Annotated in this window: 12 protein-coding genes and 1 rRNA gene; 11 read left to right on the top strand and 2 right to left on the bottom strand. The window is 47.5% G+C overall.

All coding sequences use genetic code 11. The features are described 5' to 3' along the window. Positions 1 to 5 precede the first annotated feature (5 nt). From BLR82_RS13890 to BLR82_RS13900, 3 genes are read left to right on the top strand one after another with little or no spacing between them, the layout of a single operon-like run. Positions 6 to 1148 (top strand): DUF4350 domain-containing protein, encoded by a 1143-nt coding sequence (locus tag BLR82_RS13890; RefSeq protein WP_074600041.1) that lies wholly within the window; start codon positions 6 to 8, stop codon positions 1146 to 1148. Next, the gene (locus tag BLR82_RS13895) at positions 1145 to 2074 is read left to right on the top strand and encodes an AAA family ATPase (RefSeq protein WP_074600042.1); all 930 of its coding nucleotides are present in this window, start codon (positions 1145 to 1147) and stop codon (positions 2072 to 2074) included. Before BLR82_RS13890 ends, BLR82_RS13895 begins: the two co-directional genes overlap by 4 nt. A gap of 31 nt (positions 2075 to 2105) precedes the next feature. Beyond that, complete coding sequence (locus BLR82_RS13900; RefSeq protein WP_083334862.1) at positions 2106 to 3383, top strand: DUF58 domain-containing protein; 1278 nt, start codon at positions 2106 to 2108, stop codon at positions 3381 to 3383. On the opposite strand, the gene BLR82_RS13905 is transcribed toward BLR82_RS13900, so the two are convergent. Then, positions 3364 to 4341 carry a stage II sporulation protein M gene (locus BLR82_RS13905; RefSeq protein WP_074600044.1) on the bottom strand — a complete coding sequence of 326 codons (978 nt, stop codon included), beginning with the start codon at positions 4339 to 4341 and terminating at the stop codon, positions 3364 to 3366. The two genes, BLR82_RS13900 and BLR82_RS13905, sit on opposite strands and share 20 nt — an antisense overlap. Before the next feature lie 172 nt (positions 4342 to 4513). On the opposite strand from BLR82_RS13905, the gene BLR82_RS13910 reads away from it, so the two are divergent. Continuing rightward, positions 4514 to 5272 carry an RDD family protein gene (locus tag BLR82_RS13910; protein WP_342721617.1) on the top strand — a complete coding sequence of 253 codons (759 nt, stop codon included), beginning with the start codon at positions 4514 to 4516 and terminating at the stop codon, positions 5270 to 5272. Between the two features lie 68 nt (positions 5273 to 5340). Continuing rightward, the gene (locus tag BLR82_RS13915) at positions 5341 to 5565 is read left to right on the top strand and encodes a hypothetical protein (protein ID WP_074600046.1); all 225 of its coding nucleotides are present in this window, start codon (positions 5341 to 5343) and stop codon (positions 5563 to 5565) included. A 647-nt stretch (positions 5566 to 6212) separates the two neighbouring features. On the opposite strand, the gene BLR82_RS13925 is transcribed toward BLR82_RS13915, so the two are convergent. Beyond that, positions 6213 to 6716: a sigma-70 family RNA polymerase sigma factor gene (locus BLR82_RS13925; protein WP_139186964.1), complete on the bottom strand. Its 504-nt coding sequence runs from the start codon at positions 6714 to 6716 to the stop codon at positions 6213 to 6215. A gap of 411 nt (positions 6717 to 7127) precedes the next feature. On the opposite strand from BLR82_RS13925, the gene BLR82_RS13930 reads away from it, so the two are divergent. The 6 genes from BLR82_RS13930 to BLR82_RS13955 form a co-directional block, all read left to right on the top strand. Then, positions 7128 to 8510 (top strand): extracellular solute-binding protein, encoded by a 1383-nt coding sequence (locus tag BLR82_RS13930; protein ID WP_245693812.1) that lies wholly within the window; start codon positions 7128 to 7130, stop codon positions 8508 to 8510. A 118-nt stretch (positions 8511 to 8628) separates the two neighbouring features. Further along, the gene (locus BLR82_RS13935; protein ID WP_425440904.1) at positions 8629 to 9510 is read left to right on the top strand and encodes a carbohydrate ABC transporter permease; all 882 of its coding nucleotides are present in this window, start codon (positions 8629 to 8631) and stop codon (positions 9508 to 9510) included. A 15-nt stretch (positions 9511 to 9525) separates the two neighbouring features. Continuing rightward, positions 9526 to 10350, top strand: a complete 825-nt coding sequence (locus BLR82_RS13940; protein ID WP_074600049.1) for a carbohydrate ABC transporter permease — start codon at positions 9526 to 9528, stop codon at positions 10348 to 10350. 24 nt (positions 10351 to 10374) lie between these two features. Further along, positions 10375 to 13485, top strand: coding sequence for an alpha-mannosidase (locus tag BLR82_RS13945; RefSeq protein WP_074600050.1), 3111 nt, complete (start codon positions 10375 to 10377; stop codon positions 13483 to 13485). A gap of 170 nt (positions 13486 to 13655) precedes the next feature. After that, on the top strand, positions 13656 to 14765 hold the full coding sequence (locus BLR82_RS13950) for a GntR family transcriptional regulator (RefSeq protein WP_074600051.1): 1110 nt from the start codon (positions 13656 to 13658) through the stop codon (positions 14763 to 14765). 604 nt (positions 14766 to 15369) lie between these two features. Continuing rightward, positions 15370 to 15588 (top strand): 16S ribosomal RNA (locus tag BLR82_RS13955); the annotation flags it as partial.

A 15588-nucleotide genomic window follows, 5' to 3' on the forward strand; every position in this document is an offset into this window, starting at 1 on the left:
CAAGCTTGCAAAAACGATCATACCGAAAAACCTGGCTGACGCTAGCTGTCTTTCTCCTGTTGTTTGTCGGGCTTAGTTATGTAATGCAGGGACAACAACCGGAGGAATACCCGGCGTATCTTTCCACTTCTCCGTCACCGACTGGTACAAAAGCTTTTTTTACGTATTTGGAAAATGAGCGGGGAACAGCGGGCCGCTGGTCTGCCTCACCTGAACGGCTGCCTTCGGAAAAGGACGGTAGTATGTTGATGATGATAGAACCGTCTTTCATGCCGGACCAGAAAGAAATGGCTGCTTATCAGGATTTTGTGGAAGCGGGTAATATGCTGTTTTTATGGATGGACAATCCGGATGGGTTGTTCAATTTACAGACAAGGCAGCAAATGGCGGATCCGGCCGGCACGACTACATTGAATGCTCAGGACGGAGAGGAATACCAAGCGGAGTTGTCTTCTGTTTTTCGGCTGCAGGAGCAGGATACGGACGAGGTGCTATTAGAGGATGAAGCAGGCGTGATTGCGCTGAAGCGAAAGCTGGGTGATGGGGAATTGATTGTCGCCGTCACACCGGAGTGGACGATGAACAGATTGATAACAGAAAAGGACCATGCAGCACTTTTAACCAAATTGTTGGACGATGCACCAACCAATGAAGACAGCAGCCTGTTGTTTGACGAGTATGTTCACGCTGGCAAAAATGCAGCTGGTGTGACGAAGTTGTATCCGCAGTGGCTCCTGGTGCTGGTGGTGCAGGCAGTGTTCGGTACAATCTTATGGCTCTGGTATCGCGGCAAGCGGTTCGGGCCGATCGACATTCCAAGAGAAGAAGCTGTGCGTTTCAGCGATGAGCAAATCCAGGCAGTCGCTGCCTGGTATCAGCGCGGCCGTTACTATCGCGATTCGCTGATAGCACAGGCTGACTACGTGCAGCAACTGTTGCTGGAACGGCGCGGCATTGTTATCAATGGGGATTGGAAAGTGGCGGCAGATAAGCTGAGCAGCAGGGCAAGATATTTGCCGGCATATGAAATCCAGGAATATACCGAAGGATTAGCAGAAGTAGTCGAAAAACCAAGCATCAGCAAACAGGAATATTTACTATGGTCGAAAAGACTTGATCGCTTACGGGAAGAGGTGGAGCATAGATGAGAACAGAATTGACCACTTTATTGGAAAATTACGAACGATACATATACGGTCAGCGGACCAATTTGAAACTGCTTTTATCTGCTGTGCTGGCAGGAGGACATGTATTGATTGAAGGGGTTCCGGGGACCGGTAAAACCCAAATTGTCCGAACCCTGGCGAAACTGGTCGGCGGGGACTTCAACCGAATCCAATTCACACCGGATTTGCTGCCGAGCGATATTACCGGCAGCATGGTGTACAGCATGAAGGATGGTAACTTCCAAACGTTGAAAGGACCGATTTTCACCAATGTCCTGCTGGCGGATGAAGTCAATCGAACGCCGGCCAAAACCCAGGCCGCACTGTTGGAAGCAATGGAAGAAAAACAAGTGACAATCCAAGGCGAGACATATCCGTTACCGGAAGTGTTTTTCGTGGTTGCCACGCAGAATCCGATCGAATACGAAGGGACCTACCCATTGCCGGAAGCACAGCAGGATCGGTTTTTGTTCAAGCTGGACATTGCTTTTCCGGAATTAGAGGAAGAAAAGCTGGCCGTCAAACAGGCCTTGGAACATCAACCTGCCCAGCAGGAGGCAGAGGCGTTGCTCGATGTCGAGACGTTTCTGGAAATCCGGCGTGAAATAGAACAAGTCACCATCAGTGACGACGTTTTACATTACACGATGGAGCTGGTCAGACGGACGCGTGAGAGTGAATCGATCCGCTTTGGAGCGAGTACAAGGGCGGCGATTTCCATTGGCAAAGCGGCAAGGGCTTGGGCATATTTGGCGGACCGGTCCTATGTAACACCGGACGATGTCAAAGTGGTGGCCCGCCCTGCATTGCGGCACCGGATTCAATTAGCCCCGCACATAGAATTGGAGGGAGCGACTGTTGACCAGGTCATTCAAGAGCTTATTGGGTCGGTTGCTGTTCCAAGATAGGGGGATTTTGCCAACGAGGCGGCTGTTAGGCATGTATGGTTTGTTTTCGCTGGCCATGACACTGTTGGCGATCGGCGGGATTGCCTGGAGTTATCTGGCGATGTGCAATGTGTTGTTCCTGGCTGTCAGCCTGCTTGATCTATTGCTGACACCGGGTAAAAGAGATTTGTCATTTACCCGGGAAATGCCGGAGGAAATGGAGCGGGGAATTCGCTACACGATAACAATCCAGGTAGAAAACCGCTCGCATCGATCGGCGGTTTTCCGAATGATTGATCGTATCCCGGCAGTCTTTGACCGGCCTTTTCCCTTAACCGGCAGGATAGAAGCAGAGAACGCTGTTCGTGTTAATTACCAAACGACAGCCAATGAACGGGGAAAGTACAGGATTGATAAATTATACGTACGTTATTCCGGGATGCTGGGCCTTTGGGAAAAGCAAGTCACCCCGGAGATAGAGGGTACGATCCGTGTTATCCCGGATTTAACTGCCACGAAACAATATTTAGAGGGAGCACAGCAATTTTTGCTGTATGAAGGAATGACGGTGCGCAAACGGCAGCGCGGACAGGGCGAATTCGATAAAATCAGGAGTTATGTCGTTGGGGATGACCCACGGATGATCAACTGGCGTCAAACTGCCAAGCTGCAAGAGGTCATGACCAATGAATACCAGCCGGAACACGGTAAGTATGTGGCGATTCTGATTGATTGCGGGCGGATGATGGGGGCGGAGCTTCAAACAGGAAACCGTCTCGAGAAAGCGTTGGAAGCTGCGATGACAGTCGCCGCCGCTGCCTTGCAAAACGGAGACCATGTATCGGTCGTCGGATTTTCCAAGGATATCCAGGTGTATGTGCCTCCTGAGAAAGGGATGGCCCATTTGCAAACGATTCTGCATGCCATTTATAACTTGCAAGTAGAAGCCAGTGAATCGAATTACGCAGCGGTTCTACAGTATTTACAATCACGACAGAAGAAACGCAGCATGATTTTGCTGTTTTCCGATATTACTGCTTTTCTGCAGGAGGAAAGCGGACTGGTGTATTTAAAACGGCTTCGCCAGCGCCATCTGTTTTTCATGATCGGCATTGAGGATGAAACCATGCGGACAAGAGCGACACAGTCATCTGACGATGTAAGGCAAGCGATGGTGAAAAGCATCGCACAGAAACAGCTTTTATATACAAAGCAGCAAAAAACAAAATGGGAAAGGCAAGGCCTTTCCCTCGTGGAAACGGAAGAAGAACGGCTGGCAGCCTCCGCTGTTTCCCAATACATGGATGTGATCAATCGAGGATTGCTGTAGCTTCGGGCTGCCGCCTCATCAGCAGTTTGCCGATAATCATATAGGCGACCAACCCAATGATGGTAATTCCGGCCACCGCATATTTGATTTCCAGTGGCAGGGCGGAAGGCGTGATGAAGCCTTCGATGATGCCGGCAATGACGAACAGCGGTATCGTTCCGAGCATCAGCATCACCGAGCGTTTTGCCTGCTGCTTTAATTGCCAGCCGCGGGAAAAGCTGCCGGGAACGAACAGTTTATATCCCATCAACAAGCCCGCGCCGCCGGCAATAAAAATGGCGGTCAGCTCAACCATTCCATGTGGGACAATAAACGCCCAGAATTCATACGATTTTCCGTAATGCCAGAACAAGGCAGCCAAGGCGCCGACGATAAAGCCGTTGTAAACGAGTAAATACACGGTTAACAGCCCGAACGTGACTCCTCCGGCAAAAGCCAAGATGGCCACCTGGATGTTATTGGTCATAATGGTCGCCGACATATAGGACGAATCGACGGAATTGCTTCCTTCGCCCAGCTGCTCCGGTTCTACGCCTTGCACCATGTCGGCTGGAAGAATGGCATACAGATGCATGGGGTCATCAGCCACCGCAAGAAAACTGGCTAAGGCACCGAGAAGGAACAGGATCGTGGCGACAACCACTGCTTTCCACTGCTCGAGGAGCAGTCCGACAAACGTGGTAATGAAAAATTGCCGGATTTGTTTACCGCTGGAGGTTTGGTCTTTATAAAGGATGTTGTGCGATTTGGACACAAGCCCGTTCAAGTAAACAGTCACTTCATCGGATGGGAAGTAAGTCTGGCTGTATGATAAGTGCTGGGCTGCTTTTTGATAGAGATGGTGAAACTGGTCGATATCCGATCCGTTCGTTTGATTACGTTTATGTAACTTGGAACCGAGCTCCTCGAGTTTCTTCCATTCCTCTCGGTGTTGTTTGACGAATTGTTTTACTTGCATGGGTTCACCTCTGATTGACGGTCCAATCGACCGCACTCTTTGTTTCTATTATAATAATCTTGTAAATAAATAGAAACCGTCCAGCGCTTATTTTTCCAAATAGAAGAAAAAGGGGGGGGTCATCATCAACAACCAGGAACAGGTAAACATCAAAACACCGGAGTACGTCTCCCTGCAATTTACAACAGCTGGCTTGGGAAGCCGGGCCGCGGCTTTGATCATTGATCAATTGATTTTAACGGTGGTAAATTTGCTTATTATTCTGTTGGTATTCTTGCTTGATTATGCCCAGATAGGCAATATTGCGAGCTTGACTGGTTCGACTCTGCCGCTGGCTATTGCGATCATTTTCGTCTTTTTATTGAACTGGGGCTACTTTTTTGCGTCGGAATTTTTCTTCGGAGGGAAAACCATCGGCAAACGGTTGATGGGAATCAGAGTCGTCCAGGACAACGGGCACAGCATTACTTGGCTGTCCAGCCTGATTCGCAACTTGATGCGCATTGTCGATATGCTGCCTGCCAGCTACCTGCTCGGCATGCTCCTGGTATTTTTCCATCCACAACATAAGCGACTCGGCGACATTGTAGCCGGCACGATCGTTGTGCATGAGAGCAAAGGGAAAAATAAAAAACAGGCAAAAAGCATCGAAAGAGAAATCGAGGGCAGGGGACTAAGCAAAAACGACTTGAATCTGGATGAGTGGACGCTTCGTTCTCTCGGCAAAAAAGAATGGGATCTGCTGAAAACTTATGTCACCCGCTTTCATCAGCTTCCCATAGAGGAACGATACCAACTTACCCATCAAATGACTGCAGCATTGCTGCCTAAAATCGGCATCGATAAAAACAAGAAAGATATAAGAGAATTGGAGAACATTCTCCTGGTCTTGTATTTGATTTTGCGGGATGAGTGGGAGTTTGAGTGGTAGAATATTTACTAGAACAGAAATGATTTCAATCTCTTTCTCTACCTCCGATATAAACTAGGGGTGGATTGATGGAAATATTTTCTGGATCCGCAAAAGACGCGATACAGTCACAAATGAACGAGATGGCATTACTGTTAGCGAAAATGCTAGGAACCGTGTTTTTAGCGGGAATGATAGTTGGGGTTTTACTGGAAATAGTCCCTATATCAGTGCCGAGGCAAATCAAAAATTTCTTGATAACCATTGTTTCATTGATAGCTTTTTATTATGCAATTCAGTGGTTTCTTGAGTAGTGGAAATCCGGGCGGCATTTGCTGCCCGGATTTCTCTATGGGAAATGCGCTATTTCTTACGGAAGAAGGTCAACTTTCCGTTCAAGAAGATCAACTAGATCCCGAAGAAGAGCGAAACCCGGAAAAAGAGGATCAACTCGTGGAAAGAAGATCAATTTTACGACCAAGATGATCAACTCGCCCCGGAAGAAGAGCGAAACCTGGGAAAAGAGGATCAACTCGTGGAAAGAAGATCAATTTTACGACCAAGATGATCAACTCGCCCCGGAAGAAGAGCGAAACCTGGGAAAAGAGGATCAACTCGTGGAAAGAAGATCAATTTTACGACCAAGATGATCAACTCGCCCCGAAAGAAGAGCGAAACCCGGGAAAAGAGGATCGACCCGTGGAAAGAGGATCAACTTTCCGTCCAATAAGATCCATTCGCCCCGGAAGAAGAGCGAAACCCGGGAAAAGAAGATCAACTCGAGGAAAGAAGATCAACTTTCCGTCCAAGATGATCAACTTTCCGTCCAAGATGATCAACTTTCCGTCCAAGATGATCAACTTCGTCAGGAAGAAGAGCGAAACCCGGGAAAAGAAGATCAACCCGTACCGAAAGAAGAGCGAAACCCGGGAAATAGAATCACCCTCTCCTTGAAGGAAGATCACCCATCTGCACAAAGCACCCGTCTGATTTTAGGCTTGGCGGCTCTCGCCCAATTTTTCACGGCGGCTGTCGTTACCTTTTCCTTCTGAGCGATGGCTTTTACTGATAAATCCTCGAGTACGTATAACTGGAACCATGTCATTTGTTTATCGGTCAGCACGTTTTCCAACCGTGCCAGCAAATAGGGATCGATTCCTTCTTGCAGGAATGTCACGACGCGACCAGGGTCTGACTTTTCCATGAGGATATACATCTCCTGTTTTTCCTGCTGACGAGTTTGCTTGCGGATGACACTGAGCAGTGCCTTTTCGATGTGAAAATAAGCATAGGTGGAAAACTTCCCGCGTGCCGGGTCATAGGATTCGTATGCCTGCCATAATGCAATGGTTGCTTCCTGGTAAAATTCCTTTTCTGGATCCCGGATGCTCCATTTATTGATCAGGTAATAAATCATTCTTTCGTGAGTGGCTAAAACCTCTTCAAAACTCCTAACCTTGTGCACCTTGCCCTCGTTTCCTAAAGGCGCCTTTATCGTTTATTCCGCGGTACATTCAGCTTAGCCGTTTCCGGTTCGCACTTCTCGTATCAAAAGGATGCGTTTGGGAAGTGTTTGTTTAGGAATTATTCTTCATACGGTTTCCATTCTTGTGGGGGAGGTTAACTTCGAAGAAGACAAAATTCAGAAATGTGCTTTTTATAAAAAAGAATATTCTAATAATTACAAATAATATGTTGACCTATACATATATATTAAGTATGTTATTTATATAACAACTGGGCATCCAGAAGGGAGGGCGGATCCTGAAAAATCCGGGAGTAGCAAACTTTTGCAGCTAGAGCTTTCTTTTTCACCGAATTTGTAAGCGCTTACCGAGATTGGGATGATATTTCTGATAAAAAGGGGCGATCGACAATGAGGTTTTTTTCTTGGAGAAAAATGATTGGCTTGATGATGGCGATGATGTTTTGTTTGGTGGCGGCTGCTTGTTCTGATGGATCGGCTTCTGAAACAGACAGCGAAAGTGCTGAGAATGAAATCAGTATTACGTACAGATCCGGAGGCGGAACCAATAAAGGTTTGACGGATTGGCTCAATGAGGAAGTGATTCCGCAATTCGAGGAAGAACATCCGGATGTCAACGTGAAACTGGCACCTTTGGAAGTGAACGAAGGGGATTATTTTGCCAAGGTATCGTTGCTCCTGCAATCTGAAAATACAGCGCCTGACATTGTCACCGAAGACACCTTCATGGTCAATTCGGATGCTAGCGCTGGATACTTAGAGCCTTTGGATGAACGGATTGAAGGCTGGGACGAATGGGACAGCATCACCGAAAACGTCAAAAACGGCGTAATCGCCCAGGATGGAAAAATTTACGGCGTCCCTTATAACACGGACTCACGCGGTCTATGGTACAACAAAGAACTGCTGGAGCAGGCAGGGGTCGAAGTGCCATGGGAGCCGAAAAGTTGGGATGACATCCTTGCTGCTGCCACTGCTGTAAAGGAAAACCTGCCGGATGATGTAGTACCACTTTGGATGAATTCTGGAAAAGCAACAGGAGAGGCCACCTCAATGCAAACATTCCAAATGCTGTTATACGGTACGGACGACCCGTTATACGACCATGAAAGCCAGAAGTGGATCGTGGAAAGCGATGGACTGCTGGATTCATTTAAATTTATCGACACCGTTTATGAACAGGATCTCGGGCCGGAGCTCTCTCAGGTATTGAATGGCCAGGGAGGTACGGTGGCTTATCAGCAATTGATGCCGCAAGGAAAACTGGCGATTGGTCTGGACGGCATCTGGCAAACCGGGAACTGGCATGAAGACGGTGCAGCTCCGTGGCCTGAAGCCTTCGATACTCTAGGGTTCGCAGCAATGCCGACGCAGAATGGAGAGGCTCCGGGAACAACTTCGATGTCGGGTGGATGGGCGCTTTCAATTCCTGCCAAGTCGAACAGCAAAGACCTTGCATGGGAATTCATCAAGCTTGCTTCTACCAAAGAGAATAACCTGAAGCTGCAGTTGAAGGATGGCAACCTTACTCCTCGTGAAGACGTCGCACAGGAACCAGAATACTTGGAGATGGAAATGTTTGAGGAGGCATCCTCCTTCCTGGAGAACACCCATTTCCGCCCGGCAGTAGACAAATATCCGAATGTCTCCACGGTGATCCAAACGCTTGTCGAAAATGTCGTTTCCGATAAAATAACCCCAGAAGAGGCGGTAGAGCAATACAAACAGGAAGTAACGGAAATTGTCGGAGAAGACTTGGTTACATCCAAGTAGCTGATTATGCTCCCTTCCGGTAAGCGGCAGGGAGCTCCGCTTTCATATTCCTAGGGAAAGAGGTGTTTACGTGCGTGCAGATGTTCAAACCCAGCGGAATCAAATCGGCTCTTCTTCAATTGGCAAAAAGAAGAAGGATCCAACCGCCTTGCGTTCGGTCTTGTTCCTGCTTCCTTCCTGGATCTTACTGCTGATTTTTTTTATCGGACCTATCCTGCTGACTTTTTATTTTTCTTTTACCAACCTGGCGTTGACGGGGACGCAGGCACAGAATATTGAATTTGTCGGATTCCAAAATTTCGTTTCCATGTTCGAGGATCCCACTTTCCGAATCAGTGTCATGAAAACCATCGTCTTCCTGTTTCTTTCCGCTATTGTAGGCCAGCAAATTTTGGGTTTCCTGTTGGCGATATTAATGAAAGAAAAAAATCCAACTTTTCGCAGACTGATCGGTATCATTGTGATTGCCGGCTGGGTGACACCAGAAATTGTCGTTGCTTTTTGCTGGGTAGCGTTTCTAAATGACAATGGGACATTAAACATGATACTCAATGCCATTGGGCTGGAATCGATCACCTGGCTGTACACGTTCCCGATGATCAGTGTGTGTATCGCCAATATATGGCATGGGACGGCGTTTTCTATGATGGTTTTCCAGGCGTCGCTGGATGACGTGCCGAAAACGATTGAGGAGGCTGCAACCATTGACGGTGCTTCCCGGCTTCAGGTTTTGATACGTATCATTCTGCCAATGGTCAAGGGATCAATTGTCACAAATATGATACTGGTCACCTTGCAAACCCTTGGTGTTTTCACCTTGATTTTCACCATGACAGGCGGAGGGCCTGGCACGTCGACGCAGACGCTGCCTATCTTCATGTATAACCAGGCTTTCGTCAATTATCAATTAGGGTATGGAACGGCAATTTCCTTGGTATTATTGGTTATCGGAATCATTGCCAGCTTGTTCTATATCCGATCCATGAAAGTGAAAATTTAGCAGGGAGGGAGCAATGTGAATCGCTTTAAATGGGAAAGAACGATCCCTTATGTCATTTTATCCATCATAGGCGTTTGTTTTTTACTGCCACTTTTATGGGTGTTGTTTGCCTCTTTTGATGCCAACGCCCAGCAGGCACTGACAATACCAGAAGAATTTACGCTTGCTAATTTCACGTCGATTTTGTCCGAACCGGCAACGATCCGTTCATTCGTTATTGGGCTGTTCCTGTCCTGTGGTCAGGCACTTTTGGTTGTAATCGTCGGTGTCATTGCGGCCTACCCGCTTTCAAGGTACACGCAAAAATACAAGAAACCGTTCATGTATTCTATCTTGTTCATGACCTCGCTGCCGATAACAGCGGTCATGGTGCCGGTCTACCAGTTGTTCATTTTCTTGAACTTGCAGGACTCTCTTGTCGGGACGATGCTGTTTTTGACAGCCTCCGGGCTGCCTTACGGAATCTGGATGCTGAAAAACTTCATGGATGCAGTTCCCCCGGAGCTGGAAGAATCCGCATGGGTGGATGGTGCTTCAATATGGAAAGGGGTCAGGCGGGTGGTGGCGCCCTTGATGATACCGGGCATATGCACGGTGGCGATTTTTACCTTTTCCATGAGCTGGGGCAACTTCTTCGTCCCATATATTCTGATTCAGACACCGGATAAGTTTCCGGCTTCGGTCACCATCTATCAATTTTTCGGCACTTATGGCATGGTGGAATACGGAAAGCTTGCGGCATTTTCCATCATCTATACGTTGCCGGCTGTGATACTCTATCTGTTTTCACAGCGGTTCATGTCCCAAGGCTTCAGCTTGGGCGGTGCTACTAAAGGTTAATTTTTTCAAAAAGGAGTGCATGCAATGTTTTGGACAATTGAAAAGCTGGAAAGACGGATTCAGGAACTAGATTCTTATCGATACCGTAATCACCAGCCGATTCATTCATTTAAAGCAAAACTTGATTCAGACGGGAAAGTCGGCGAGCGCCCACCTGCTGAGGGGGATTGGCAGGAAATGGGGCTGCACGAACGCTGGGAAGGCCGGGATAAATACTTATGGCTCAAAACGAAAGTGGAAATACCGAGTCAGTGGCAGGAACAGAAAATTGTCGGCGTGTTCGATTTCGGTAAAACCGGAGGGGGAAACAATTCCGGCTTTGAATCGTTGCTTTATGTAGATGGCTCCCCTTATCAAGGGGTGGATGTGAACCATCAGGAAGTATTTTTTGCTCCATCCGTTGCTGGAAGACAGGTAGATTTATGTTTTCGTCTCTGGTCCGGCTTAGAAGGTGGCGGCAAGCGAACGATTCAGGAGCATCAGTTGAAGACAGCGTTTGTTGCTTGGCTGGATGAACGGGTAGATGATTTGTTTTATACGGCTACAGCGGCAATCGAAACGGTGAAGTATTTAGAAGAAAATCAGCCGGAGAGGGTCGCGCTTCTCAAAGCATTGGATAGGGCGTTCCTGCTGGTGGACTGGTCGCAGCCGGGAAGCGAATCGTTTTATGAAACAGCTTATCATGCGCAGGAACAATTGAATAAGGACATTGAAGCGATACCGAACCAGTATCCGGTGACAGTAAATGCCATCGGGCATACTCACATCGATGTCGCCTGGTTATGGCGACTGAAACATACGAGGGAAAAAGCGGCACGTTCGTTTTCGACCGTGCTCCGTTTGATGGAGCAGTATCCGGATTATGTGTTCTTGCAAACTCAGCCGCAGCTATATGATTATATCCGTGAAGATTACCCGGAAATTTATCAGCAAATAAAAGCGCGGGTTGAAGAAGGGCGCTGGGAGCCGGAGGGTGGTATGTGGCTCGAGGCAGACTGCAACTTGACGTCCGGTGAATCGCTCGTTCGCCAGCTGTTGCTGGGTACCCGATTTTTCCGGGAACAGTTCGGAAAGGAATGTGAATACTTATGGCTGCCCGATGTGTTCGGATATAGCTGGGCATTGCCGCAAATCCTGACTAAGTCGGGAATCAAGACCTTCATGACCACGAAAATAAGCTGGAGTCAGTACAACCAAATGCCGCATGACACCTTTAAATGGCGTGGTATAGACGGAACCGAAATCCTGACGCATTTTATCACGACCCCTGAGGATAACCGCTGGTTCTATACGTATAATGGGAAAATCACCCCGAGGACAGTAAAAGGTATCTGGGAATCTTACCGTGATAAGGATATCAACCAGGAACTGATTTTGTCGTACGGTTATGGAGACGGCGGGGGCGGCGTCAATCGGGAAATGCTGGAGATGCGCAGGCGACTGGATAAAATGCCGGGCCTTCCGGAAGTGAAAACCGGAAGAGCGGACGAATACTTCCAGCGTCTCCACAAAACCATCGACGAGACAGACCAATACGTACACACCTGGGACGGGGAGTTGTATCTGGAGTATCATCGGGGCACTTATACAAGCCAGGCTTACAATAAACGGATGAACCGCACAATGGAGTTGCTGCTGAGGGAAACAGAATGGTTGAACACACTTAATAGCCTTCACCAACAGGAGTGGGCAGGATATCCGGCCGAATCGCTCACCAAAAGCTGGAAAACGGTATTGCGTAATCAGTTCCATGATATTATCCCTGGATCCTCGATCCGCGAGGTCTACGAAGACAGCAAATTGGAGTATGAGGAAGCGGAAAAATTGGCAAGCAGAGCCTGGACGGAGGCCGCCGATGCATTGACCGAATCGGAGGAAGAGACCTTTACCATTTTTAATAGTGCTTCGTTTGCCCGGAATGAAGTAGTGGTCATGGATCATGCTGGCAACGATTTAAGGTGGAAAAACCGCCATGGCGAGGTGCTGGAATCACAACGAACGGCAGATGGGAACTGGCTGGTCGAATTGAAAGATGTTCCTTCCCTCGGTACGAGTACACTTCACGCAGAAAAAGGTGCATCTCAAAGCCAATCTGATTTCCGGTCTGGCGAACATGAAATCGAAACGCCGTACTACCAGATCTCCTGGAATGAATGCGGACAGCTTACCGGCATTTACGATAAACGGCATGATCGCCAGGTGCTGGCTGCAAATGAACGGGCTAATGTTCTGCAAGTATTTGAGGATAAACCGATGCGTTTTGATGCATGGGACATTGACCTGTACTACCAGCAAAAGATGCGGGAAATCGATCAACTGTCCAGCTGTGAGGTTATCGAAAAGGGTCCTGTCCGGGCAGTCGTCCGGTTTGCATGGACGTACGGCAACTCAACTATTGAACAAAAAATGATGGTTTACGCGAACAGCCCACGCATCGATTTTGTGACAGAGGTTGATTGGCATGAGCGGGAGCAACTTCTGAAGGCCGCCTTCCCGGTTGACGTACGCTCGACGGAAGCTACCTACGATATTCAATATGGTAACGTGAAAAGGCCGACACATTGGAATACCAGCTGGGATTATGCCCGTTTCGAATCAGTGGGGCATCAGTGGGTCGATTTGTCGGAAACCGGTTATGGAGTAAGCCTGTTGAATGACTGTAAGTACGGCCATGATATCAAAGACAATGTGATGAGGCTCACTTTGTTAAAAAGTTCCATGAATCCGGATATAGAACAGGATCAAGGGGAACATCGATTTATTTATGCGCTGCTGCCACACCACGGTGACTGGCGTGAAGCTGGTACTGTGCAGCAAGCGTGGATATTAAACAATCCACTGACGATTCAACCAGGTGCTGTGGCGGAATCCCGGACGTTGTTCCGGTTGAATCGTGATAATGTAATGATCGATGCCGTGAAAAAAGCAGAGGACGATGACCGGGTCGTGGTCCGTCTTCATGAATATATGGGAGCACGAGGGACGGTAGAGTTGGAAAGTAACTATGAAATACTCTCCTGGCAGGAATGTGACCTGATGGAACGCAATCCTTCACCGTTAGAAAGAGAGAGACCGTTCCGTTTCACCATCAAGCCATATGAAATCAAAACCTTTTTGGTGGACATGAAAAAGTAAAAGAACCGTCGTGTACCCCCGCCACTGGGAAAATAGCAGGGCGGGGGATTCTTGCATGAGCAGCTTACTGAATTAACCAATAATGGAAAACACTACGACTTGATCATTAGCCGTTTTGTATTAAATGGTATATCATTATGTTAAAGGTCTTATTACCCAGAGGTGACCACATGAAGTCTTTATATGAACAGGTATATGAGTCGTTAAAGCAGGAGATCGTCGCTGCTAAATATAAACCGGGCGACCGGGTACCTTCGGAAAAAGAATTATCGGATGCTTTTCACGTAAGCCGGATCACTAGCAAAAAGGCTTTGGAAAAGTTGATGAATGAAGGATATGTATATCGGCAGCGCGGAAAAGGAACTTTCGTTTCCGAGTCGCCGGCCGGAAATGGAAACGGTCGGCAAGATAAGCCGTTGTTTGGATTAATTGTCACCACGTTTGATGACAGTTTTGGCAGCGGGGTGATCACTGCAATTGAACGAGCCTCCGAAGAAAGGTGTTTGTTTATACTGAAGTGTTCGTTAGGAGATCCGGAACGGGAAGAAAGAATCCTCAAGGAGCTGCTTGATTACGGAGTGGATGGTTTGATTGTCTTTCCGGCTCAAGCAGAACATTATAGCTCCGAGATATTGCGGATGGTGGTAGATAAATTTCCATTGGTGTTAATCGATCGTTCCTTCAAAGGGGTGGCAGCTACGTCGGTTTCCACAGCCAATGAAGAAGCGGCAAAAACAGGAATTGACTATTTATTCGAACTCGGCCATGAACAAATCGGTGTGCTTGCTCCCGCTAATTTTGAAGCCACGACGATCGAGGACAGGCTGGATGGAATCGTCGAGGCTTTTGCTGAAAAGCAGGTCGTGGTCAGCCGGGATTTATGGTGTTCAGCGTTAAAAAGTACACTTCCGACGCCGTTGGGCTCCAAAGAAGCGGATATCGAGTCAATCAAAACGCATCTAAAAGAGCATCCCCAGATCACGGCTTTGTTTGCCTTAGAGTATAATATCGCAATTTTGGCAAAGACCGCGATTGAACAGTTGGGTCTTTCTGTACCGGAAGACATCTCGATCTTATGCTTCGACAGTCCGCCCTGGAATGAACTTGAATGGAACTTCACCCACTTGAAACAGCGGGAAACAGAATTGGGAAAGCTTGCTGTCGAACGGCTGTTGAATATGTATTATGAAGAGACTGGTTTTGAAAAAGATCGGCTGCCGGCAGAATTGGTTATCGGCAGTTCGACTAAAAAGCTGAAAGTAAAGCATCCTAGTTCCTGAAGCAAAAGTTTATCGAAGTATTTCCTTATTATATAGTAGCAAGGTGGATAGAGTGGACGGTTTTTCTATCCACTTTTCACGATATACTGTTGGTAATCGCCTCTAGTATTAAGGGAGTTACTGATCCTTGTGGGTGAAGATATTTATCAGTTTTGAAACACTGTGGATGAAGGGAAATATTACCGTGCAAAAAGGGTTGTTCTAATTGTTGCTCCGTGGTACATTGGTAACCCCCTTAAAAAGGGGAACCGGAAGATGAGTGAATTTGATACGAGTTCTTTTCTCGTTCGGTCGTTAAGGATGCATTGATTTTTTAGCGATGTGATGTTATACTAATAGAGTTGCGGTTGAGATACGCAACAACGTGATTAGAAAAAGGTATTGACTTCTTTATCTGTATCATGTTATATTATTTAAGTCGCTTTTTTGAAGGAAACAACAAACAATTAAAAAAAGTTGTTGACTTCATTCTAGTGAACTGATATAATAATTAAGCTGTCGATGAGGCGGCGTCACAACTTGATCTTTGAAAACTGAACAAAACAACCAGTATGTCAAGCAAGATATACAAGCTAGTTTTTTGAACGAGCAAGCAAGCTCAACTTTTATGGAGAGTTTGATCTTGGCTCAGGACGAACGCTGGCGGCGTGCCTAATACATGCAAGTCGAGCGCGGGAAGCAGGCGGATCCCTTCGGGGTGAAGCCTGTGGAACGAGCGGCGGACGGGTGAGTAACACGTGGGCAACCTGCCTGTAAGATCGGGATAACTCCGGGAAACCGGGGCTAATACCGGGTAATACCTTCCTCCGCATGGAGGAAGGTT

This window comes from Sediminibacillus halophilus (genome assembly GCF_900103695.1).
Classification (GTDB): domain Bacteria; phylum Bacillota; class Bacilli; order Bacillales; family Amphibacillaceae; genus Sediminibacillus; species Sediminibacillus halophilus.